The following is a 24,037-nucleotide window of genomic DNA, read 5'->3' on the forward strand; positions in this document are numbered from 1 at the left end:
GAGTATATAAATACGCATATGGAGAATAAAACCGTAAGAAAAGCAGTCATTCCTGCAGCAGGTCTAGGTACACGTTTTTTACCTGCTACAAAGGCAATGGCAAAAGAAATGTTACCGATCGTTGATAAACCAACGATCCAATTTATCGTAGAGGAAGCTTTAGCTTCGGGGATCGAAGATATTTTGATCGTTACCGGAAAAGAAAAACGACCGATTGAAGACCATTTTGATTCGAATATCGAATTAGAATTGAATCTACAAGAAAAAAATAAAATTGACTTGCTAAAATTAGTCGAAGAAACAACAAATGTCAATCTCCACTTTATCCGTCAGTCCCATCCTTTAGGATTAGGTCATGCGGTATTGCAAGCGAAAACTTTTGTTGGAGATGAACCATTCATCGTTATGCTTGGGGATGATTTGATGGACGATGAGATTCCCCTGACAAAACAATTGATTTTAGATTACGAGAAAACAAAAGGTTCGACTGTAGCAGTCATGAAAATTCCTCATGAAGACACGTCAAAATATGGGATCATCGATCCAGAAGCAAAAGAATCTGAAGGTTTGTATGAAGTGAAACGATTCGTCGAAAAACCAACACCTGAACAAGCTCCGAGTGATTTAGCGATTATTGGACGCTACTTATTGACACCAGAAATTTTTGAATTATTAGAAACACAAAAACCTGGAGCTGGAAATGAGGTTCAATTGACGGATGCTATTGATGAATTAAATAAAAAGCAACCCGTATATGCGAGAGAATTCAAAGGCTCTAGATATGATGTCGGTGATAAATTTGGTTATCTAAAAACAAGTATCGAATATGGTTTAGGTCATCCTGAAATCAGCGAGCAGCTGAAACAATACCTCATTGATCTAAGTCATTCTCTGGACTAAAAACTTAACAATTAGAGAAATAAAAACTTGAGAAAAGAATAGTAAATGAGGTGTATTGATTACATGGGGATTCTAATCAACATTGCACAAACGTTTCTTGATGGATTGAAATGGTTGATGGAGGGAAATAATTGGCTGTTTTTACTGCCAGTATTATTTATTAGTTTGTTTACGATGTTTTATATGGTCAGAATAAAAGAAACCTTTTTGATTTTTATTTGGTACTTAGCAACAGTGGCAATCGGTAGTTTGATCATCGTTCTTTTGTGGGGAGATCAACAGGCATTTCTTTTTGCGGCAGCATTTCTTTTGCTGTATCTTTTTGCTTATATCCCATATCTACTCAAAAGATTTCATGTCGTCAAAAAAGGCAAACATGCGGCTTCTCCGAACCGCTTAAAGGATGTCTCAGAAAGACGGACAAGGTCTGACCGCTGATATTTTGATACTTGCACTTGTTTCGCACTTTCCTTACAATAGATGCAGATAGAAATAACTAAAAAAAAGGCTCCTTGATAGTTAGCGGCAACTAACTATCAAGGAATGACCAGTCACACGTATATACCCTGACCGATCATTTTGCCATAGTCGATGCAGCGCACCGACCGCATTTATTGTACCTGATTTAAGGAAGCTTTTCTACCTTATGAATCTAAAAAGCGGAGGAAGCGAGGCAGTTTATTTACTATGTCAAAACAGATGTATATTCAAGCGAGAAGTTTGTTTAATCCGTTTTAAAGACTTGCTTTTAGCGATACATCGTTCCTATCTTTTACACTGAAGGCGAAGAACATCAAGATGCTGCTACATCAAATCTTTTGCTTGATTGTAATGAATAAGTGGTTAAGGTAAAGATGAGACTGAGCAATTGCTTCGTCTTATCTTTTTGTATTTTTCTTTTTGATAGTTGTCTCTATTCTGAAATAGCAGAAGAAGAGGAGAAAAGAATGAGCTTACCCTATTTAGATTATTGTCAAAAACTTGAACAAAAATTAAGGATCGAGGAACCCTTGATGGAACAAGCGGGACGTTGGGTCGCTACACAGATTCATCGAGGAGGATGCTTACATATTTTTGCTAGCCGTACCTTACAAGGCATTGCCTATGAATTTTGGCAACAATGTCCAAAAATCTTGCCAACTCAGTTGATTGAACATCCCGCAGCGGGGATTTATGAGTCGCTGGAAGGAACTGGACAAGCAATCATTGAACAAATCAATGCGCAACCCGAAGATATTTTTCTTCTCTTATCAAATGAAGGTAGAAATCCTGCAATCATTGAACTGGCGGAATGGGTCAAAGAACAAGGGTACCTATTGATCGTGATCACCGGATTTGATCTATCCCGAAGTATCAAGTCAAGACATAGTAGTGGTTTGCGCTTATATGAATATGCAGATCTAGTATTAGATAACTATGCAACGATAGATGATGCCGTCCTTAGGGTTCCTAAGTTTGAGCCAGCTATATGTGGTGCGGCTTCCTTAGCCACCTTAATCCTATTACAGCAGATTGTTTATTTTTCAGTGTATTATTTGTTGGAGAGTCACTAAAGCGAAAAGGTTAAGAGTCCGAAAAAGAGACAAGAAAGAATCATGAAGATTCTTTCTTGTCTCTTTATACACGTTGATGAAAGAGTCTTCCCCAAAACTCTTTACACTCCAATTATAGTACATTTGTTATGAATATTGCAATGAAGATACCTAATGAAAATAAAAAGACAGGAAGAGCGAGGTAGAAATTCAATCAAAAACATCGGTTCAAATAGGAAAGGACCGAGGAAAAGATGTATAAATATTTGTGAATAACTGAAAAAATCTTTGTTTATACGTAATTATAAATGAAAATAAATAGTCGTAAATAGCGACATTGTAAAAATAAAAAAAGAATTTTAATCCATTTTTATAGGTTATATGGCTTTGAAAACAGCATTTTTATTAAAATATGTCTTGAGGATAACTAAAATCAATAGATTTTTTTAATTGTTTATTCATGTGGTATAGAACATTTTACTGTATAATCTATTTGCTTATTCATTATTGACAAAAACGTAGCAAGAAAGGAAGAACGAGTTTTGAAGAGAAAAAAATCTTCAGTAAAGAAAAAACGAGACTTTACCAAAATGACGACCCCGCATACGTATGTCATTATTTTTGGTGTAGTTGTACTTGCCTGGTTATTAACATTTATCGTACCAGCTGGGAGATTCAGTACGCAAGATATAGAATACAAAGATGCGAATGGAGAAACCAGTACCAGAACAGTATTACGCCAAGATTCGTTTCGTTATGCTTATGAATTAGATAAGGCTTTTGTATTTGATCAACTGGAAGAATTACAAAATGATCCAAAAGAAAGAGAAAAGTTAGCTGTTCCTGAAGAAGGATTAGAAGAAGTCTTGGCAGCTGGTGAGAAAAACTTGACCCAGGAGAAACTAGATGAAATCTCACTGACAGATGATGTTTTATACGATCAATATGGTGAAGACATCTATGACACCTCAAAGAAATTGCATAAAACAGCAAAACTATGGGGGACCGATGATTTCGGTGGTTTCGGTTTTTTAAACTTCGTTTTTGAAGGTCTAGTATCAGGTGATAAATATGGTTCAGCAGTCGGGATCGCTGCACTTATTTTAGTCGTGGGTGGTGCATTCGGAATCATCATGCGAACGGGTGCCATCGATGCAGGTATTTATGCTTTTATCAATAAAACACGTGGTCTAGAACGTTTAGCTTTACCGCTCTTATTCTTTGCTTTTTCATTTGGAGGCGCAACGTTCGGTATGGCTGAAGAAGTCATTCCATTCTCAATGGTCATGGTACCTTTTGTGATTGCCTTAGGCTATGATTCAATCGTCGCCGTCACAGTTACCTATATGGCTTCACAAGTCGGGAATGCCACGTCATGGATGAGTCCGTTCAGTGTCGCCGTTGCTCAAGGGATCGCAGGTATTCCAGTCTTATCAGGCGCCACCTTCCGATTGATCATGTGGGTAGTCGTGACTGCGTTATCGGCTGGTTACTTAATGATCTATGGAGAAAAAGTTCGGAAGAATCCGGAAAGTTCATTAACGTATAAATCTGACGAATACTTCCGTAACCATTTGAAGAAAACCTCTGATGAACAAAAACCCTTTACACTAGGCCATAAATTGATTTTAGGCGAGATGTTGATCGTTTTAGTTTGGATCGTTTGGGGAGTCACACAAAAAGGCTATTATATCCCAGAAATCGCCTCTCAATTTTTTGTTATGGGATTAGTTGCAGGGATTATTGCTGTTTTATTCAAATTGGACGGTATGACGGTCAATGACATTGCCTCTTCTTTCCAATCTGGAGCAGCTGATCTAGCTGGAACAGCAATCGTTGTTGGGATGGCAAAAGGAATCTTACTTGTATTAGGTGGATCAGATGCTTCTGTACCTTCTGCGCTTAATACGATCTTACATGGTATTGGAACAGCACTGACTGGTGTGCCGGCAGTTATCGGCGCATGGGCGATGTACGTGTTTCAAAGTTTGTTCAACCTAGTCGTCACTTCAAATTCTGGACAAGCGGCATTGACGATGCCAATCATGGCACCGTTAGCTGATTTAGTTGGTGTCTCTCGTCAAGTGGCTGTATTAGCTTATCAATTAGGTTCAGGATTCATGGATGCGTTCACGCCAGTTTCTGCTAGCTTGATCGGTGTCTTAGGTGTAGCACGGATCGAATGGGCAAAATGGGCACGATTCCAAATCAAAATGCAAGGATTCTTCTTTGTTTTAGGAACGATCTTCATTATGATTGCGATCGCGATCGGACTTCAATAAACCAAATAAGAACTGATTTATAGCAATCAAAGAAGTTATGCTAACCGATACGTAACTCTGAGGCAATAAGCGAGGAATCCCGAAAGTATCTTCATATTTTTGGATTTTCTCGCTTATTTCCGAAAGAGCGATGGATTGCTTATTAAACAACCTTTTGAGTATTTTAAAAGGTACAGATTATTTATAAAGGAGAAAATCAGGTATGAAACTCATTCGACAAATCGATGTCTATGCACCAGAATATCTTGGTAAGAAGGACGTATTAGTGGCAGGAAATAAGATCGTTGCCTTGGAAAATCAACTATCTGGCGGTTACGAAGAATTGATCGTAGAAGAAATTTCAGGAGAAGGAAAACTCTTGACCCCAGGTTTTATTGACGCACATTTCCATATTTTAGGTGGCGGCGGCGAAGGTGGCTATCATAATCGCACGCCAGAAGTCACACTTAGTCAATTAACGACAGCAGGAGTGACAACAGTCGTAGGTTGTATCGGGACAGATGGCGAGGGTCGAGATATGACTGCTTTGATCAGTAAAGCAAGAGGGCTAGAGGCAGAAGGATTGACTACGTACGTTTACGTGGGTTCTTATCGGTTGCCGGTCAAAACGGTGACTGATTCATTGATCAAAGATTTTCTTACCATTGATAAGATCATTGGGATCGGAGAAATCGCTGTCTCTGATCATCGCTCTTCTCAGCCAACATTCGACGAGTTTGCTCGGGCAGTGGCGGATGCTCGTGTTGGTGGCATGTTATCAGGTAAAGCAGGGATCGTGAATGTCCATTTAGGTGGCGGAAGTAGAAAATTGGAACTATTGAATCGTGTGGTTGAAGAAACAGAAATCCCTATTACTCAGTTTTATCCGACGCATGCGAATCGGACAACTGAATTATTAGCTGAATGTATCGAATTTGCAAAAAAAGGTGGAACGATCGATTTCACTGCAAGTGAAGATCCTGATTTTTGGGAAAAGACCGATGGTGAAGTTCGTTTCAGTAAAGCATTGAAGCAGTTATTGGAAGCACAAGTCTCTCTTGATAACTTTACCTTGACCTCCGATGGACAAGGTAGTCTCCCATATTTTGACCAAGAGAACCATTTTATCGGTATGGGCGTCGGTAGTGCGAAATCTTTACTGGTGGGCATCAAAGAAGCCGTTCAAAAAGAAGCCATTCCTTTAGAGATTGCCTTACGAGCTGTGACTTCCAATCCTGCAAGAGTCCTTAAACTGGACCAAAAGGGAAGAATCGCTGTTGGTAAAGATGCAGATCTTTGTCTACTTGATAAAGAAACCTTAGAAATCGATACGGTGATCGCTAATGGCACCATCATGGTCCAAGAAAAACAAGTGAAAGTTTGGGGAACATTTGAGCAAACGATTGCAACGAGCTGAATGTTGAGATAAGCATACTGTTTGTTTGTTTTTATAATTGGTGTTAATCTAAAAGTAGTTACAAAGACAAATTTTAGAGGAGGAAATATCATGGCAGATTTAGAAGGACGCTCTAAAGATTTGAAAGACAAAGTTGCAGGTGAAGGCAAAGAAGCCTATGGAAAAGCAACAGGCGATAGAAGTAAAGAAACAGAAGGTAAAGCCCAATCTGTAGGTGCGGATATCAAGAGTAAAGCTCGTAATATCGGCGATGAAATCAAAGAAGGCTTTGAAGATGTAAAAGAAAAATTTTCAAAAAAAGACCATAAATAGTCTACTTGTAAATTATAAAAAAGCGTCCTACCAATAAGGTGGACGCTTTTTTAGCGATTATCCAATATCAATGGACGCGAATGTTTTATTTTTTAATTCAAAAACTTCATCACATTTTTTAGCCACTTCTAGTTCGTGTGTCACAATGATGATACAGCGATCTTGCTCATGGGCGATTTCTTGGAAGAGTTGAACGATTTCTTGTGAAGTCGTTTCATCAAGGTTTCCTGTTGGTTCATCCGCAATGATCAACTGATGTTCGCAACAAATCGCTCGGACGATCGCTACGCGTTGTTGTTGTCCCCCAGATAATTTAGTGACTTGTTGTTTTGCAAGTGTTTCATTTATCCCAACGCGTGCCAAGCGATCAAGTGCTACTTGGCGAGAACCTTTTTGAGGAGTATTTGAAATTTCCATGGCGGTAATGACGTTATCAAGAGCGGAAAGGTAAGGCAATAAGTTGTACGCTTGAAAAATAATGGATACATCATTTTTACGATAATTCCGTAGTCCTATTTTAGCTAAAGCTCGCTCTTCATAATAAACAGTCCCTTCTTTTGGTGTATCAAGTCCTGAAATCAACGAAAGAAAGGTCGTCTTTCCTGAACCACTTGCTCCTAGTATGGCGTACATTTTTCCTTTTTCAAAAGATAGATTCACATCTTTATAAAGTGCTTCTGTTGGATTCTGATACCAGAAGCCCAAGTTTTCTGTACGTAACATCCAATTCCTCCTTTAGTTTAATAAAATTTTTCGTGGATTTAATCGTAGTATGCCGATGGAGGCTAGAAAAACTGAGAGTAAGCTGATCCCAAATGCAACAGCTGCTAGTAGGCCGAATTGAGCTGGTTGAACGGTGATTTCAAGGTCGCTTACTTGCTCCGAAACGGTAAATGGATTACTAGTTCCACCTGGTTGTCCGCCAGGTCCACGATTGCCACCACTAGGCATTTGCTCTCCTTGTTGCTCGGCAGGTGAGTCGGTTGACGTTTCAGTTTGTTGATCAAGTAACTGTTGACCAACCGCATTTGCAACGACATTTCCACTAAAGGAAGCCGCAGCTAACGCGACGATCATACATAGGGCTACTTCTGCAAACAATTGAAGGACGATTTTGCTTCTGGATTCACCTAATGAAAGCAATACCCCTAATTCATGGCGACGCTCACGAATCGTGATCATGATGATCAAAGTCAAAATGATGATTCCGGTAACTGCAACGAGTAAAACGACATTTTGTGAAAAACTAGCCACGTTGTTAAGTGGTTCAAGCATTGCTTGGAACATGGTATCGTTTGATTGAAGACTGAACGTTGAAGTATTGATCAGGTTTTCTGCTTCATTGATAAAGTCTGTCATTTTATTAGGATCGGTCAGCGTATAAACCGCAGAATCGATTGTGTCATCTTCTGCCGCGCCATTCAATGTATTGGCAAACGTATAATAAGTATACAAAGTGTTCGCTGGATTCATGAAATTGAAATTCATTCCCATGCTACTAGTTGTTTCACTTGACTCATAGATTCCTTTGATCGTCATTTCATAAGTAGTTTCTTCATCTTCCGTGCTAGTAATTATGAAAGTGTCCCCTACGGATAAGTCATTCGCGCTAGCTAAAGTAGAGTCGATCACAACATTATTCGTATCTTTGTCGCTATCAGTGATTCCTTCTCCTTCGATGATTTTAGCTGTGCCATCTGTAAAGCCACTGGTTTGGGCTGTATTCGATACCCCGCTGATTTGAAAATCTGCTTGGATCATTTGCGGTTTGCCACCTCCCATAGCTCCACCCAAGTTTTCACCGTTTGGTGCAGCTTCAGTTGCAGTATCAGTTTCTTCGGATGTTTCTGAGGTATCAGAGCTTGAAATGGCAGTGATTCCGCTATTTGCTAAAGCTGATGCAGAGCTTTCAAAGGAAAAACTTGCTACATGATCTAGTGCTGCGATCTTTTCTGCATCGCTGACTGAAACAGGTGTGAGGGAGAAACTTCCAGGATCTGGTCGTCCACCGGATTCAGTATCAGTTGCCTCCGTTTGTTTTTGAAAAGCGGCTTCGCGATTTGCACTTAAAGTGACCGTCGCACCGACATCTTTTTGAGCTTGCTCTGCTGCTTCTTGTGCCGCACTACGTATGGTTAGTCCAGCAAGAACGAAGACAAGGATTGCTGTAAAAACTGCTAATAATAATAAAGAACGCCCCCATTTTACTTTTGTACTTTTTAATGCTCGTTTGAAAAAATTCATTGGTTCGATCTCCTTTCGAAATGAGTACAAAAAATAGAATAAAGGGAGTAGCTTAAGCCTACCTTAAAAAGAGGCTACGAATACAAACAGTTGAAAGCTAAAAACAGATCAAATGGAGCAGGAAATGAAAAACATTCTATAGTTATTGAGTAATTTATGTTAAAATAGACGAAGTATCTTCTAAAATAAAAGAAGAAAAAATGGTCTGGGAAAAACATGAAGATAGAAACAATCGTACATGCTAGCGATTTGTTTGATTTGTTGTATAATGATGTGGAGCAGTTGATCGAGCAACTGAAGCAATCCCGATTTTTTTGTGTCAAAAAAAGATCCTAAACGCCTGTAAGATTAAGATAGATTTGATTATCTAATGAAATCATCCGAAAATGAGGCACTCAGAAATTGGATCGTTTTAAATAAAATAGAAAATCGACATCGTCAAAATGAAGATGTCATAAGAAGAGGTGAAATTTGTGAGTACCATTAAGATTATCCCTTTAGGCGGTGTACGCGAAAACGGAAAAAATTTGTACATTGCAGAAGTAGGGGAAGCAATTTTTATTTTAGACTGTGGTCTGAAGTATCCTGAAAACGAATTATTAGGGATTGACGTTGTAATTCCTGATTTTACGTATCTAGAAGATAATGTCGATCGTGTAGCAGGTGTCTTTCTGACACATGGTCACGCAGATGCGATTGGGGCGTTGCCTTATTTATTGTCAAAGATTTCTGTACCTGTGTTCGGAACCGAATTGACGATCGAATTGGCAAAATTGAATGTCAATCGCAATGATGCTGCAAAAGGATTCAAAGATTTTCATGTGGTAGATGAGCATACAGAGATTGATTTCGGTGAAACAATCGTTAGCTTCTTCCGCACCACCCATACGATTCCAGATTCAGTTGGGATCAATTTAAAAACCCAAGAAGGAAATATCGTTTATACGGGTGATTTTAAATTTGACCAAATGGCGATCCCAATGTACCAAACGGATTACGCTCGTTTAGCAGAGATTGGGAAAGAAGGCGTGTTAGCTTTACTGAGTGAGTCAGCAAATGCAGAAAACGCGACCCCTGTTGCTTCTGAGTTCCAAATTGCTGATGAAGTATTTGACACCATCAAATATTGGGAAGGACGGATCATCGTTGCTTGTGTTGCAAGTAATCTTCAACGTGTCCAACAAATCTTAGACGCCGCTGCTAAAGCAGGACGTAAGGTTGTGTTGACTGGGCAAGACTTTGAACGGATCATCCGAACAGCTATGCGCTTAGAAAAACTTCAATTACCAAGTGAAGACCTATTGGTCACATTAAAAGATATGAAAAACTATGAGCCTGAAGAACTGATCATTTTGGAAACAGGCCGGATGGGTGAACCAATCAAGTCTTTACAAAAAATGGCGAATGGCGCACATCGCCATATCAAGATCAAAGAAGGCGATCTTGTTTATATCACAACGACACCAAGTATTGCGATGGAAACAATGGTTGCTAAGACAGAAGACATCATTTACCGAGCTGGTGGAATAGTCAAACAAATCTCTGACAACCTGCGGGTTTCCGGTCATGCAAATCCAAATGACTTACAATTGATGTTGAACTTCATGAAACCTAAATATTTCATCCCAGTTCAAGGAGAATACCGTGAACTAGCTGCCCATGCAGACTTAGCCCATGCAGTTGGTATCCCCTATAAAAATATCTATATCACAGGACGTGGGGATATTTTAGAATATAAAAACAAGCGGATGAGTGTGGCAGGTACGACAAGTGCTGAAAATGTCATGATCGACGGACTAGGTGTCGGTGATATTGGAAACATCGTCTTACGCGATCGTAAAATCTTATCTGAAGACGGTATTTTTGTTGCAGTAGTGACAATTAGTCGTCGCGAAAAGAAAATTGTCTCAAAACCGCAAATCACTTCACGAGGATTTGTTTATGTCAAAGCAAGTCGTGATTTGATCAATGAAAGTAGCAACATGATCGAAACTATTGTAGGCAAACATTTAGAAAGCGATGATTTCGAGTGGAGCAAGTTGAAACAAGAAATACGTGATCAATTAGGTCGCTATTTGTTTGAACAAACCAAACGTCGCCCAGTGATTTTACCAGTCATCATGGAAGCGACACAACGTCGCGGCAAAAGATAAAAAATGAAAAGCTATATCAAAAGGTGTTCAGATAATGGATATGTTTGGTATAGCTTTTATTTTATAGAAGTGAGCGCATTGGATATATTATGGAAAGGTGGAAGTGTATGTAATGGAAAAGGAATTTTTTTTGGAAAATAATCAAATGAAAGAGAAACAGATTATCGTTTTTGGCGTAACTTCAATGAGTACAGATAGTACGCTTTATATCAATTTGTTAGTAACAAAGATGAACAACTTAGCAAAAAAACAAAATTTACTTGTGCATGTTGACATGCATAGCATTTCTAAGTTGGATCAGTATGCAAAGGCTGCCGATGTTATTCTATTATCACCAGAGCTGTCTTCTATGAGAGAAACTATCGTAAAAGATTATCCTACAAAGGTTATTGAAGTGATAGACATGAAAGATTATGGTCTGCTAAATGCTGAGAATATCTTAAAAAAATTTTTTGATCACTAAACTAGAGAAGAAGAAATTTTCAAAGTAGTTAGCAAACTGCTTTTTTATATTTTATCACTCTTCCACCTAAAAAAGTGTTGCGGATTAGTTCAGTCTTGTAAGGCTTATAAGGTAGCTAAACTGTAATAAAAAATACCAATAGTAGAAACTAGCGTCTTAGTTTCTACTATTGGTATTTTTTATTTTGAACATTATTACAGTTTCGTAGTCATTCTAGATTTATTCACAGAAATCAAACAATAAACAGAAACTGTCAATTATAGACGAAACATTCTTTTATCTGGGTATTCAATAGTAAGTACACGCTCACTTGATACTTGGTACAACCTGTATTATCTGTTACAATTGAATAGGATATACTGTACTACTAATTGTGTAAATGTTCGAAACGAAAACGAAAGAGTCAGTGACCAAAATGTTGAGGAGTGAGAAGATGAAGATTACTTATCATGGACATTCTTGTATTTCTCTTGAAATGCAAAATGGCCAACAAGTGCTGATAGATCCATTTATTACTGGGAATCCTATGACTGATTTAAAAGTGGATGAAGTCCAGACGGACTGGATATTGATCACCCATGGACATGCTGATCATATTGGAGACATGTTGCCGATTGCGAAGAACAATGAGGCGACCATCATCAGTATTGTCGAAATCGCTGATTATGCACAACGGCAAGGAGCAAACTCTTTTGGTATGAATATTGGTGGCAAAAGGGAGTTTCCTTTTGGCACAGTCAAATTTGTCCATGCACAGCATAGTTCAAGTATTGAAATCGATGGTGTTTCGCGTTATATGGGAGAGCCTAGTGGTATTCTGATCCAAGCAGAGGGGAAGACGATTTATCATGCGGGTGATACCGCAGATTTTAGCGATTTAGCGCTCTTAGGTGAACAGTTTATGATCGATGTAGCCTTTTTACCGATTGGCGACAATTATACAATGGGTCCTGAGGATGCGGCTCGTGCAGCGAAGCGAATCAAAGCGAAGAAAGTCGTACCGATCCATTACAATACCTTTCCCGTCATTGAACAAGATCCGCAAGTATTCATCGATTTATTAGCAGATACCGAAGGAAAAATAATGAGCGTTTCGGAAACGCTGGAAGTGTAGGGGAAAAAGATGGCGACAAAACATGATTTGATTTTAGAATATATCGAAAGCCTACCAGTGGGGAATCGAATATCTGTCCGTAGTATAGCCAAAGAATTGAACGTCAGTGAGGGAACGGCCTATCGAGCAATTAAAGATGCTGAAAATGTAGGGTTAGTGTCAACGATCCAACGAGTAGGAACGATACGGATCGAACGTAAGTTGAAGAAAAATATCGAACGATTGACGTTTGGCGAAGTCGTGCGGATCATCGAAGGCGATGTCTTAGGCGGGGCAGTCGGTCTAGATAAAGTCTTGAATAAATTTGTCATAGGTGCGATGACCGAACATGCAATGGAACGCTATATCACTCCAGGTTCATTGATGATCGTCGGTAACCGTACTGAAGTGCAAAAGTTAGCACTTGAGGATGGCGCAGCAGTGTTGATCACGGGTGGCTTTGATACGACGCCTGAGATTGCCAAATTAGCTGATGAATTAGCTATGCCGATTTTACGTACGACCTATGATACATTTACTGTAGCAACGATGATTAACCGAGCGCTTAGTGACCAACTGATCAAAAAAGATATCATGCTCGTCGGTGATATTTATCTGTCTGCCCAGAAAACACATTATTTGTTACAGTCGGATACGGTGGCTGATTATCAACGGATTTCAGAAGAAACCCAACATTCTCGTTTCCCAGTGGTGAATCATCACATGCGTTTGATGGGGATCATTACGGCAAAAGATGTCGTAGGTAAAGCACCGACACAAGTCATTGATCGGGTCATGACCAAAGATCCAATCAGTGTCAAGAAAACGATGAGCGTTGCTTCTGTCGGACATCAAATGATTTGGGATGGTTTAGAAGTCATGCCAGTCGTTTCCGATGATTTGACGTTAGAAGGATTGATCACACGACAAGATGTCATGAAGGCGATGCAATTGGTACAACGTCAACCGCAAATTGCTGATACGATTTCTGATCAGATTTCAGGAGCTATCCAAACGATCGATACCGATCGCGAAGGCAATCGATTGACGACGCCTAAGTTCAAATTTGAGGTTTCACCACAAATGGTAACAGGTGTTGGAACGATTTCTTTTGGGGTATTAAGTGAAATCATTTCAGATGTTGCTCAAAAAACAATGATCATGAATCAACGAAGAAATATCTTGTTGGAACAAATGAATCTACATTACCTTCGTCTGATCCAGATCGAAAGTGAGTTAGACATTCATCCAAGAGTTTTAGAAATCGGTAGAAGGTCTGCTAAACTTGATGTAGAAGTATTTATAGAAAACACGATCGTGGCTAAAGCTATTGTCGTCTGCCAAGTGATGGAACGTTCGTAGGAAGTAGGAAAGAAAATGACCATACAAGAAGAAATTTTGAATGAAATCAAAAAATATCAAAAAATCGTGATCCACCGACATCAAAGGCCAGATCCAGATGCTTTAGGTTCACAAGTGGGATTAGCCGAGTTATTACGTAATAGTTTTCCAGAAAAAGAAATTCGTCAAGTTGGAAAAGACGTTGAAGGTTTACGTTATTTAACAGAAATGCAAGAAATCGACGATGCCTTCTATCAAGGGGCATTAGTCATTGTGACAGACACAGCGAATGCGCCACGTATCGATGATAAGCGTTATTCCTTAGGAGATCAAGTGATCAAAATCGATCATCATCCAAATGATGAACCATATGGCGATTTACTTTGGGTGGATACGAAAGCTAGTAGCTGTAGTGAAATGATCGCTGAGTTTGCTTTGATGTTCCCTAATGAGCTGAAAATGAACAGCGATTCTGCTCGTTTATTGTATGCGGGAATCGTTGGAGATACTGGTAGGTTTTTGTATCCTTCAACAACAGGTCGTACGTTAGAACTAGCAGCAGAGTTAAGAAAGTACTCTTTCGATGCAAGCCAATTGAATCGTGAAATTGAACAGATCACCATGAAAGTAGCGAAATTATCCGGTTGTGTCTATCAAACGATCGAAGTTGACGAAAAAGGTGCCGGAAAAGTAATTTTGTCACAAGAATTGTTAGACAAGTATGGCATCGTTGATTCAGAGACCGCAGCTGTCGTCTCTTTACCGGGTGTGATTGACGAAGTGTTAGCTTGGGCGATTTTTGTCGAACAACCAGAGGGCTATTATCGTGTACGTTTACGTTCAAAAGGACCAGTCATCAACGAGATCGCCAAACGACATCATGGTGGCGGCCATCCCTTAGCAAGTGGCGCAAATGCAAAAGACCTGCAAGAAGTAGCAGAGATCTACAAAGAAATACAAGAAGCTTGCACCAATTATGCACGTTAAAAGTGTACTTCAAGTAGTCAATCGAGAATTTTAAGCAAACGTTACATTCTCTTTTATCTATTCCCTTTGGCACGAATAAATGGTGGGGGTAGAAGTGACCTCTTCGGCAATCAGGTTCCTTCTACCTTGCCCCTTTACTCATCGAAGTTGAGTGTCTTTTTATCAGGGATATGTGCAATCAAGGTCAGTGAGATTGAATCAGCGGAGGTATTCTAGGATCTCCGATAAGAAGTTGCTCTTTTCAAACTGTTATTTTTCCGTTATAATATTGCTCAATAACGAACAAAAAGGAGAAACAACATGACAGTACCAAATTGCCCAGTATGTGGTTCAGAATATGCTTATGAAGATCGGGGATTATTGATTTGTCCTGAATGTGGAAACGAATGGACACCATCTGAAGAAACAGAAGCAGAAGCAGAAGGTTTAGTAGTACTTGATGCAAACGGCAATCGTTTAACAGATGGCGACAGTGTGACCGTTATCAAGGATTTAAAAGTAAAAGGAGCTTTCTCACCTATCAAACAAGGAACAAAGGTGAAGAATATCCGTTTAGTTGAAGGAGACCATAATATCGATTGTAAAATCGAAGGGTTTGGTCCAATGAAGCTGAAATCAGAATTTGTCAAAAAGAATTAAAATATTCAATCTCTTTTCACAATTATTCTACTCGAACAATGGTAAAATAAAAGCAATGAGGAAAGGGTGAAACGATTATGTATGGATATGGTTTTTATGGCTTAGATCCAACGTTTCTTTTAGTTATTGCTGGATTGGCTATTTCCGGAATTGCTTCTGCTTACGTCAATAGTACTTTTCGTAAATACGACAAAATCAGAAGCAAAAATAACGTGACTGGTACACAAGCCGCTCAGTTCATTTTACAAAGTCAGCAAATCAATAACGTTGGCGTCCAACAAATCGCCGGTGATTTGACGGACAATTATAATTCAGGGAACAAGATGTTGAGTTTATCGCAAGCTACAGCACAATCTACATCAGTCGCTGCAATTGGTGTAGCTGCCCATGAATGTGGACACGCAGTGCAAGATGCCGTTGGTTATGCTCCGTTGAAAATCAGAGCTTCATTAGTGCCTGTCGCGAATTTTGGCTCGATGATTTCGTTTCCGTTGATCATGGTAGGTGTATTATTTAGTTGGAATACGACGTTGATCAATATTGGTATCTTCGCTTTTTCATTGGCACTATTGTTTCAACTTGTTACGCTACCAGTAGAGTTCAATGCGTCAAGACGAGCGATCCAAATTTTAAGTGAAGGTGGCTTACTGACAGAAGAAGAGGTACCAATGGCGAAACATGTGCTATTTGCGGCGGCTTTGACCTATGTTGCTGCAGCGCTATCTACTTTCTTACAATTACTACGTTTGATTTTGCTCTTTGGCGGCAATCGTCGAGACTAGAACAAACCAATAGAAGTGAGGGACAGTCGATTGGACTGATCCACTCACTTTTTATTTTGGAGAAATTTTTAGCAATTTAAAAGTTCAGACGATAGAGACACGCTTGTTTCTCCTATCTTTTCTTTAAATCAAATCATTTTATTGACATAGAGTTGTTGAATTTTTGTGACTAAATCTACCCACAAATCTTTTTCTTTACTAGGATCAAGGTAAAAAATTTTACTCGTTTGATGCAATTTATCAAACCAATCGGTGACGATCAAATCTGCTTGTTCTGGATTTTCTGTCAAGCGAATCATTTTTTCGTCAAATACTTGTCGTAATCGATTTTGGATATGATAATTCCCAGTCAGCGTTTTATTCATTTGTACATAGATCAATAATTTTTCATTTGTTTCCGACTGCAAGAGGTTATAGATCAAGCTACTCAAATAATAAATAATCAACGTTTTTTTTGGGTGGTCATGAAAAACTTCAGAGATAATTTGTTGTATTTGTTGTATTTGTTCATTCGATTCATCAAGCTCAAGTGCTGGTTTAGGAAAATGCAACGAGTAGAAAAAGGGAGTTGTATTTCCCAATATCAAAATAGAAATTAAAGAAAGCATAAGATAGTAATTGTAAAAAAACCTTTTTTCAGATGCTGCGATCACTGGAAAGGTTTGAGCTAGCTCTTTTGTGAGTGAGGTGATTTTCATACATAGATGATTACGTTTATTCGTCAAAGTATAACCAATCAAACTCTTCTGCTGACTTGAAATGAGATTAGGAAAAAAGCAATAAATCAAAAAATTAAAATACAATAGTTCATCAATGGCGATTTCATGTGGTAAAAGATGAAACAAATGATGTTTAAAACTACCAGAGATATCTTGTACCTGTTGCAGCAATTCTAAAATAGCATAGACCTCACTAGATTCAGAGGTAATCAATGATGATTGTTGTGTACGAAGCGTAAAAATAGCAATCAGCAAATACAAGTTTTCTTGATATTTCAAAGAATGCTTTGAAACGAGCAATTTTTTGGATAATCGCCGCTCTTTTTTTAGTTGGCTCAATTTGAATTTATCAAAAGGCCATTCCAACCCTTGAAAAGCATCAGATAGAATAAAAAACAAATAGAGTCGGATAAATAATTCGTTTCCTTTGAACAAATAACAGCCCTGAGATGAAACAATCTCGATTTCAAAATCTTGAAGTGTTTCATTCAATTGGTGTGTTAATTTTTCTAAGTAAGAGTGGGATATGTATAATTGCTCCAATAAATATTTTTTCGGAACATACGCTTTGGGATAATTGACCATAAGTAATAAGTAGTTGAAACGATTAGATTCTCTTAAATAAAAAAGTTTGAGTTTGTGATAAATCATCATTTTTATTTCTTGGTATTCATCGGATATAGTTATTTCTCCTTTGTGTGTAGAGAAAATAAAAGTAGAAATGCTCAAGTGCTGTTCAATCGTAGTATTCAACTTTCGAATCAATTCTTTGATTGTCCGTTTAGGTATAGTCAGTTCATCCGCCAGTTCTTTTAACGTACATTGACTTTTTTGAGCGATCGTATAGAGGACTAATAATTCTTTCTTTTTTGCATCGATTAACATGATGGACTCCTTTCTGACAATTAGTGTACTAGTGGTGACATAAAATGTGAGTGGAAAGTGTTTTCAATGTATGATATTCTCACATAGTAATAGAATTAGATTATATAACTTGTTATTTTAATAAATGATAATCAGTTATCTATTCTATTGTTTATTTCTTTGCTTATTTTGTCAAGTTGGAATCATTTAAATAATCTTGGATGAGGGAATACAATGTTATTTAATTGAGTGTTTCGTTATTTTTTAAATCTTATTTTTGGCGAAGCATTAGATAAATCAAGCTTCTATTACAAAGAGACATATTTTAACCCCCGAAATATGTTATTATCGTTTTTTTTTATCAAAACTTGTTTCTTCATGGTTTACATAAGTTTTTCCTACTAGCTAATGCGCTGGATCGTCATGGGAAATAAAAAAAGAATCATTGCCGGATATGAATAAGATAATCGGAAAGGATGGATGGTTTCGTGGGAAGAGTGACGAATTTTAGTAAAGAATATTTACTATTTAAGAGTATGGTATATGCTGAAGAAAATGGGTTATCGACAATCACAGCGAGAAGTTTAGCTTCTTTTTGTGGCTGTTCTACTTACCCGATCTATGCACATTTTAAATCAATCCGTATACTAAAAGAAAAAATTATCGAAGAGATCACGATATGTTTTGATCGATATTTAGCTGAATACGTTATTGACGATTTTTTCAGTGTCGTTCATTTATTGAAGGAGTTTTTCTCGATTCATGAGAGTATTAGAGGAGTAGTTATCAAATCCGAATTAGACATGGCCTCGTTGTTCAAACGAACGTTCTCAGAGTTTGTCAGAGAACATACGGGAATCAAAGAAGCGTATTTATTAGAACTTCTTTGGCTGAACGCACTAGGAAGTTTAAATTCAGATAAATCATCAAAGGAATTTTTTGAGACAATGACATTGATTTGGAATAAGTTAGCAGAATTAGAAGATGATTTGCCTGAAATGCTAACAAATATCCAATATGTTCCGGATAATTGACCTTACATTTCTTAGTATGGATGATTTACTTTAGTTGTATGTATGAAGCATCTCCAAAAAGGAGGTGCTTTTTTTAACGCATCAAACTAAGGTTGCTTAAAACCGGAAACGCCAAATGTGGCGTCGTACAAAAGCAAATCATAAAATAAGACAGTATTTGCTTTTTGTAAATTTTTTTGCTATTCATCTGGCAGGGCTCATAGCAATTAGTTCGCTTATCTATTTGACTGTGATATGATTGTAGTAGATAAAAAGGAGCTGATAATTATGAAAACATCAACAAAAGTAACGATTGGATTAGGTGTCGCAGCAGCAGCAAGTGTGGCAACAGCTGTAGTTGTTTCTGGCAAAGTGATCGAAAAAATCCATCATCTAAGTAACCGAACAAAAGTAAAAAAATTCGTGTATGACAAATTTGATGGGAATGAAAAGTTATTAGATGTCGTCGACCATTTATCAGATAGCGATTTAGATTCATTGATGGGTATGCTTGCAAAGATTAAATCTGGCAAAAAGAAAATTTCTGTCTACGGTGACTCTATCAAAGACTCAACAGAAGATGCGAAAGGTCGTCTGATGTCACTTGTTGAGAAAATGATCTAAAAACGATTCTCTTTGAATTGATCGAAAAAAGGAACAAGCAAGGCGATGTTTATTGCTGCTTGTTCCTTTTTTATATGTGTAACAAAAGGAGATAACAAAAGAGTAAGTCATCTGCTTTTTTTAAATTGAAGCCTGTTTGTTCGTCAAACTTTTCGATCCGATATTGGAGAGTGTTTCGATGCATAAAAAGTTGTTTAGCTGCTGAACTGATATTCCCGAAATTTTTCCACAGTTCGATAATGATGTCTTCCATTTTAAAACTACGGATTATTTCTTGATATTCATTTGTTAGCTGACTGGATGTAGCTAATTCTTTTGTATAATAATATAAGGCAATTTCTTGTATGGAAGTCGTTTGGTCGGCTACTTGTATTTGTGTTCGTTTATTCAGGAAAATTTTTCGTTCTTCATTGAACATAGCGGTTAGATTTTGTCCAGCTGAATGGAATGAACCGACAAAGGCTTGTGTCGTCATATCAAAATCGACATCAAGAGATAAAAAGATGCCTTTAAGATCTGTCGTATTCAAATAATTGGTATGCTTTCTTTCGATGATCAACGCATCTGTCTCTGTGTAAAGAAAAAAATCAAGAGCTTCGGGAAATAATCCGGAAATTGTTTCTCGCCATTCTTTTTGTAAGAAATCTGATCTCTTTTCAAAATGTAACTGAATGATTCGACAGTTTTCTTCACATACATATACCTTTTCCTCAAATAAATATTGATACCAAGGATGGCTGTCTAAGGTGTTTGTTTTCTGAAATAACGCTTTCAAAAGTTTTTCTTCTTGAACGGACAAGGAACTTTTATCGATCCACAAGAAGTAATCTTCTACAACCAGTGAAAGAATTCGATCATCAGAAGAAGGAGAATTCTTTTTTTGTGCATTTGGGTATAATCCAAGTAACTTTTCTGTGTTCATTTACTTCACCTCATCCTCTAGTTTACCATAGGACATGGCGATAAGGAAAAACTCTTTGTACTTCACTAAAAAGCCAGTTATACTATGTTTGATAGAGAAGATAAGTAAATCTAAAAAAGGTAGGAGTACAAGTGGTAGAAACAGAACAACAGCGAATAAAAGAAGAATGGATGCGTGTGGCTATTGAAGAAGCCAAAAAAGCAGAAGCGTTAGCAGAAGTACCAATCGGCGCCATCGTGGTTCACCAAGGACAGGTTATTGGGCGTGGGCACAATTTGAGGGAAACAACACAAAATGCAACAACACATGCTGAGATGATTGCAATCCAAGAAGCATGCAAGGCAATCGGAAGTTGGCGTTTAGAAGAAACACAATTATATGTCACGTTAGAACCGTGTCCAATGTGTAGCGGTGCTATGATTCTTTCTCGCGTAAAAGAAGTTTACTTTGGTGCCTATGATCCAAAAGGAGGAACCGCAGGGACATTGATGAATCTACTTGAGGATGAACGTTTCAACCATCAGGCCGATGTGGAGGGCGGAATATTAGAAGAAGAATGTGGTGAACTTTTATCTATGTTTTTTAGAGAGTTGCGAGCAAAGAAAAAGAAATTAAAAAAGGACTAGCCAAGGATAATAAAATGCGGTATACTATTCTTTGCCGAAAGGCTAGGACAATGGTGGGCTTGTGAAGCGTGTCAGATCCGGAAGGAAGCAGCACTAAGCAGGTGCCGCCATGTGTCTGATTGATTGGATTATTAAGCCTAAAGGGCTTTTTTTTATTAGAGGCAAGTTTAAGGTATTTAGATTTTGTGAAAAAGTCTAAGTACCTTTTTTTTGTGAAAAAACTTTCCATGTGAACAAAGGGAAACCCTATGGTATGATGAAAAAAAGTGAGGTGGAACAAACAGTGGAAGAAATCGTTCTTTTACACACGAATGACTTACATTCACATCTTGAAAACTGGCCACGGATCAGAAGATTCCTTGAGCAAAAAAAGCGTGAAAATGAGAAAAAAAATAATACGACGACTCTCACGGTTGATCTTGGAGATTTTGTTGATCGTTGGCATCCTTTGTCAGAAGCAACGAATGGTCATGCCAATGTTGAATTAATGAATCAAATCGGATATGATGCAGCAACTATAGGGAATAATGAAGGTGTGGGTAATTCCAAGAATGAGTTGAATCATTTATATGATCACGCGAATTTTGATGTGCTACTGAGCAACTTATTCGATAAAAATACTTTGCAACCACCAGTGTGGACAAAGCCATATAAAATCATCGAAACAAAGCAACGAACAAAAGTCGGTTTGATTGCTTTTACTGCGCCATTCCCTTTGACATATAATCCAAATGGATGGGACATCCGTCAGCCGTATGACCTTTTGCCAGAACTAGTGGAGCAATTGCGTCCACAGGTAGACGTTCTTGTTTTAATGAGTCATTTAGGGATCCAAGATGATTTACAGATTGCAAAAGAAATCCCTGCAATCGATGTGATTCTAGGATCGCATACTCATCATCTTTTTATTGATGGGAAAGTCGTGAATGAGGTACAATTAGCCGCTGCCGGAAAATTTGGGCAATATGTAGGGGAAGTACATCTTTCATTGGAAAATAAAAAAATCATCGGACACTACGCCAAAGCGATTCCGACAGATACAATGACTGCATTCGTAGAGGATGAGAAAGAAATCGCCGGTTATCTTGAACAAGGACATCGTCTTTTAGCCCAAAAGAAAGTGGCAGATCTGCCATTTGACTTATCACTTGATTCATTTGATGAACATTCCTTTATCCAAATCGCTTTAGAAGCGGTAAAAGAAAGAGGAAACACAGAAGCATCATTTCTGAATAGTGGGCTTTTTTTGAATAGCGTACCTAAAGGAGTGGTTGACCAAGATCAACTCCATAGCGCACTGCCACATCCGATGCATTTGATCAACGTCACGCTGAAAGGGTCAGATATGATTCGCTTAGTGTTGGAAATTGAAAAAAGTCGCCTTTTTTTACGGAATTTTCCTATCAAGGGAATGGGGTTTCGTGGTCAGATATTCGGTGAGATTTTCTATAGTGAGATCACGTATGATGCGGTCAATCGAGAAGTTCTGTGGCAAAAACAACCAATCGAAGAGGAAAAGAATTATACCGTTACTACGGTCGACCACCTGATGTTTGTTCCTTTTTTCCCAACCATCGAAATTGTCGGACAGGTCGATTTTTTATTTCCCGAATTTATTCGCACAGTAGTGGGAGACTACTTAAATGCTCACTACCCAACCAATGAAAAAGAAGGTATAATAGAGAAATAGGTGGTGAAAGCATGTCGACGAAACAAAATAAACAACACAACAGTGACAAAAAAGAGAGTCAAACAACGGTCGATCGCTCACAAGAACAAACAGTGACCGAAGAAGTGACGGCAGTTTTAGAAGAAATAATCGAGGAAACGAAGCCAGAGAAAGTCAAAGGAGAAATCGTCACATTGACAGATGAAACGAATCTTTTGATTGGTGATAGACCTTATCGTATCCTAACGGATTACCGGGAAGGTTTCAATGCTGAGAAGCTTGGTGAGAGATATAGCGAAGTGCTTTCCAGATACGATTACATCGTAGGTGACTGGGGGTACGAACAGCTACGTTTGAAAGGCTTTTTTGATGCCACGAATCGACGTGCTCACCCAGATCAGCGAATTGATGCATTAGAAGATTATTTATACGAATATTGTAATTTTGGCTGTGCATATTTTGTCATTGAACGTATTGGCGGAAAAAAAGAAAAAAACACCCAACGACGTAAAAAGAAAAAAAATCCGAATCGCAACAATCAAGCGCACATCGATGAAAAAAAAGCGCCCGTTGAATCGGTACGCAAACAACCTGTGATCAAAAATCGTAAACCAGCAACACCAAAGGGAACTGAAAAAACATCAGAACGCCCAACAAAATCAACTTCTAAAAAGAATTTTACTATTAGACAAAGGGAAGAATGATCCTATGAATTATAAAGGCTATTTGATCGATTTAGACGGAACGATCTATCGTGGAACGGAGCCGATACCGGCAGGAAAGCGATTCGTCGAACAGTTACAGGAAAATGGGACGCCCTTTTTATTTGTAACCAACAATACGACAAAAACACCGGGTACAGTGGCACAACGTTTAGCCACTGAGTTTGATATCCATGTCTCACCAGAAACGATCTATACAGCATCTCTAGCGACAATTGATTTCATGAAATCAGACGCTAAAGGAAATAAAGTGTATGTGATCGGTGAAGCTGGATTGACAGATTTGATCTTAGAGGCAGGGTTTGTATGGGAAGAAGAACATCCTGATTATGTCGTAGTAGGCCTAGACAATCACTTGACTTACGAAAAAGTGGTGACCGCAACGTTAGCGATTCAAAAGGGAGCAACGTTCATCGGCACGAATCCTGATAAAAATATCCCTACAGAAAGAGGATTATTACCTGGAGCTGGCTCGGTTGTTTCTTTTGTAGAGACAGCGACACAAACCACACCGGTCTATATTGGTAAGCCAGAAGCAATCATTATGAATAAAGCAGTGGAACTTTTAGGATTGAACAAAGAAGAAGTCATCATGGTAGGAGACAATTATGAAACTGACATCCAAGCAGGGATTCGTAATGGGATCGACACACTGCTTGTGTTATCAGGCTTTACAAAAGAAGAAGACATACCAGATCTGCCAACACCAGCAACCTATGTCTTGCAATCGTTAGATGAATGGAGTTTCTAAAAC

Annotated in this window: 23 protein-coding genes and 1 other RNA gene; 20 read left to right on the forward strand and 4 right to left on the reverse strand. The window is 38.3% G+C overall.

Going from position 1 to position 24,037, the window contains the following annotated elements:
• Nucleotides 1-18: 18 nt before the first annotated feature.
• From galU to CYK55_RS03515, 6 genes are all read left to right on the forward strand, one after another.
• On the forward strand, nucleotides 19-900 hold the full coding sequence (galU, locus tag CYK55_RS03490) for a UTP--glucose-1-phosphate uridylyltransferase GalU (protein WP_034688864.1): 882 nt from the start codon (nucleotides 19-21) through the stop codon (nucleotides 898-900).
• A gap of 63 nt (nucleotides 901-963) precedes the next feature.
• Nucleotides 964-1,338: a hypothetical protein gene (locus CYK55_RS03495; RefSeq protein WP_034688861.1), complete on the forward strand. Its 375-nt coding sequence runs from the start codon at nucleotides 964-966 to the stop codon at nucleotides 1,336-1,338.
• 509 nt (nucleotides 1,339-1,847) lie between these two features.
• Complete coding sequence (locus CYK55_RS03500; RefSeq protein WP_034688860.1) at nucleotides 1,848-2,453, forward strand: SIS domain-containing protein; 606 nt, start codon at nucleotides 1,848-1,850, stop codon at nucleotides 2,451-2,453.
• Between the two features lie 521 nt (nucleotides 2,454-2,974).
• Complete coding sequence (yfcC, locus tag CYK55_RS03505) at nucleotides 2,975-4,714, forward strand: putative basic amino acid antiporter YfcC (protein WP_126133952.1); 1,740 nt, start codon at nucleotides 2,975-2,977, stop codon at nucleotides 4,712-4,714.
• Nucleotides 4,715-4,916: 202 nt separating this feature from the next.
• Nucleotides 4,917-6,110 (forward strand): beta-aspartyl-peptidase, encoded by a 1,194-nt coding sequence (iadA, locus tag CYK55_RS03510; protein ID WP_126133953.1) that lies wholly within the window; start codon nucleotides 4,917-4,919, stop codon nucleotides 6,108-6,110.
• Nucleotides 6,111-6,200: 90 nt separating this feature from the next.
• Nucleotides 6,201-6,422, forward strand: coding sequence for a CsbD family protein (locus CYK55_RS03515; RefSeq protein ID WP_010736118.1), 222 nt, complete (start codon nucleotides 6,201-6,203; stop codon nucleotides 6,420-6,422).
• Nucleotides 6,423-6,479: 57 nt separating this feature from the next.
• Here the strand turns inward: CYK55_RS03515 and CYK55_RS03520 are convergent, their stop codons facing one another.
• Both CYK55_RS03520 and CYK55_RS03525 read right to left on the reverse strand, forming a co-directional pair.
• Nucleotides 6,480-7,145 (reverse strand): ABC transporter ATP-binding protein, encoded by a 666-nt coding sequence (locus CYK55_RS03520; RefSeq protein WP_126133954.1) that lies wholly within the window; start codon nucleotides 7,143-7,145, stop codon nucleotides 6,480-6,482.
• A 12-nt stretch (nucleotides 7,146-7,157) separates the two neighbouring features.
• Nucleotides 7,158-8,666: an ABC transporter permease gene (locus tag CYK55_RS03525; RefSeq protein ID WP_126133955.1), complete on the reverse strand. Its 1,509-nt coding sequence runs from the start codon at nucleotides 8,664-8,666 to the stop codon at nucleotides 7,158-7,160.
• Between the two features lie 473 nt (nucleotides 8,667-9,139).
• Here CYK55_RS03525 and CYK55_RS03530 point away from each other — a divergent pair, with 473 nt between their 5' ends.
• The 7 genes from CYK55_RS03530 to CYK55_RS03560 all read left to right on the forward strand — a co-directional run bounded on the left by CYK55_RS03530 (nucleotide 9,140) and on the right by CYK55_RS03560 (nucleotide 16,124).
• Nucleotides 9,140-10,819, forward strand: coding sequence for a ribonuclease J (locus CYK55_RS03530; protein WP_034688849.1), 1,680 nt, complete (start codon nucleotides 9,140-9,142; stop codon nucleotides 10,817-10,819).
• A 112-nt stretch (nucleotides 10,820-10,931) separates the two neighbouring features.
• A complete protein-coding gene (locus CYK55_RS03535) occupies nucleotides 10,932-11,282 on the forward strand; it encodes a PTS sugar transporter subunit IIB (RefSeq protein ID WP_034688848.1) in 351 nt (116 codons plus the stop codon).
• A gap of 433 nt (nucleotides 11,283-11,715) precedes the next feature.
• Nucleotides 11,716-12,396 (forward strand): metal-dependent hydrolase, encoded by a 681-nt coding sequence (locus CYK55_RS03540; RefSeq protein WP_034688847.1) that lies wholly within the window; start codon nucleotides 11,716-11,718, stop codon nucleotides 12,394-12,396.
• Between the two features lie 9 nt (nucleotides 12,397-12,405).
• Complete coding sequence (locus tag CYK55_RS03545; RefSeq protein ID WP_034688846.1) at nucleotides 12,406-13,737, forward strand: DRTGG domain-containing protein; 1,332 nt, start codon at nucleotides 12,406-12,408, stop codon at nucleotides 13,735-13,737.
• A 15-nt stretch (nucleotides 13,738-13,752) separates the two neighbouring features.
• Entirely contained in the window at nucleotides 13,753-14,703 is a 951-nt protein-coding gene (locus CYK55_RS03550) for a DHH family phosphoesterase (protein ID WP_034688845.1), read from the forward strand.
• Nucleotides 14,704-15,003: 300 nt separating this feature from the next.
• Nucleotides 15,004-15,342 carry a zinc ribbon domain-containing protein YjdM gene (locus CYK55_RS03555; RefSeq protein WP_126133956.1) on the forward strand — a complete coding sequence of 113 codons (339 nt, stop codon included), beginning with the start codon at nucleotides 15,004-15,006 and terminating at the stop codon, nucleotides 15,340-15,342.
• A 77-nt stretch (nucleotides 15,343-15,419) separates the two neighbouring features.
• The gene (locus CYK55_RS03560; RefSeq protein WP_034688840.1) at nucleotides 15,420-16,124 is read left to right on the forward strand and encodes a zinc metallopeptidase; all 705 of its coding nucleotides are present in this window, start codon (nucleotides 15,420-15,422) and stop codon (nucleotides 16,122-16,124) included.
• A 128-nt stretch (nucleotides 16,125-16,252) separates the two neighbouring features.
• Here the strand turns inward: CYK55_RS03560 and CYK55_RS03565 are convergent, their stop codons facing one another.
• Complete coding sequence (locus CYK55_RS03565; RefSeq protein ID WP_034688839.1) at nucleotides 16,253-17,728, reverse strand: helix-turn-helix domain-containing protein; 1,476 nt, start codon at nucleotides 17,726-17,728, stop codon at nucleotides 16,253-16,255.
• A 467-nt stretch (nucleotides 17,729-18,195) separates the two neighbouring features.
• Here CYK55_RS03565 and CYK55_RS03570 point away from each other — a divergent pair, with 467 nt between their 5' ends.
• The gene (locus CYK55_RS03570) at nucleotides 18,196-18,741 is read left to right on the forward strand and encodes a hypothetical protein (protein WP_034688837.1); all 546 of its coding nucleotides are present in this window, start codon (nucleotides 18,196-18,198) and stop codon (nucleotides 18,739-18,741) included.
• Between the two features lie 267 nt (nucleotides 18,742-19,008).
• Nucleotides 19,009-19,344: a hypothetical protein gene (locus tag CYK55_RS03575; protein ID WP_034688836.1), complete on the forward strand. Its 336-nt coding sequence runs from the start codon at nucleotides 19,009-19,011 to the stop codon at nucleotides 19,342-19,344.
• A gap of 70 nt (nucleotides 19,345-19,414) precedes the next feature.
• On the opposite strand, the gene CYK55_RS03580 is transcribed toward CYK55_RS03575, so the two are convergent.
• Nucleotides 19,415-20,266: a helix-turn-helix domain-containing protein gene (locus tag CYK55_RS03580; RefSeq protein ID WP_034688834.1), complete on the reverse strand. Its 852-nt coding sequence runs from the start codon at nucleotides 20,264-20,266 to the stop codon at nucleotides 19,415-19,417.
• A 131-nt stretch (nucleotides 20,267-20,397) separates the two neighbouring features.
• On the opposite strand from CYK55_RS03580, the gene tadA reads away from it, so the two are divergent.
• The 5 genes from tadA to CYK55_RS03605 all read left to right on the forward strand — a co-directional run bounded on the left by tadA (nucleotide 20,398) and on the right by CYK55_RS03605 (nucleotide 24,034).
• Entirely contained in the window at nucleotides 20,398-20,892 is a 495-nt protein-coding gene (gene tadA / locus CYK55_RS03585) for a tRNA adenosine(34) deaminase TadA (protein WP_034688832.1), read from the forward strand.
• Nucleotides 20,893-20,932: 40 nt separating this feature from the next.
• Nucleotides 20,933-21,017: signal recognition particle sRNA small type (ffs, locus tag CYK55_RS03590), an RNA gene on the forward strand.
• Nucleotides 21,018-21,175: 158 nt separating this feature from the next.
• Nucleotides 21,176-22,582, forward strand: coding sequence for a bifunctional metallophosphatase/5'-nucleotidase (locus CYK55_RS03595; protein WP_206437474.1), 1,407 nt, complete (start codon nucleotides 21,176-21,178; stop codon nucleotides 22,580-22,582).
• An 11-nt stretch (nucleotides 22,583-22,593) separates the two neighbouring features.
• Nucleotides 22,594-23,265, forward strand: coding sequence for a YutD family protein (locus tag CYK55_RS03600; RefSeq protein ID WP_126133958.1), 672 nt, complete (start codon nucleotides 22,594-22,596; stop codon nucleotides 23,263-23,265).
• 4 nt (nucleotides 23,266-23,269) lie between these two features.
• The gene (locus CYK55_RS03605) at nucleotides 23,270-24,034 is read left to right on the forward strand and encodes a TIGR01457 family HAD-type hydrolase (RefSeq protein WP_126133959.1); all 765 of its coding nucleotides are present in this window, start codon (nucleotides 23,270-23,272) and stop codon (nucleotides 24,032-24,034) included.
• The last annotated feature ends 3 nt before the right edge of the window (nucleotides 24,035-24,037 follow it).

Source organism: Enterococcus mundtii, assembly GCF_003957375.1.
In the GTDB taxonomy this organism is placed as follows: domain Bacteria; phylum Bacillota; class Bacilli; order Lactobacillales; family Enterococcaceae; genus Enterococcus_B; species Enterococcus_B spodopteracolus.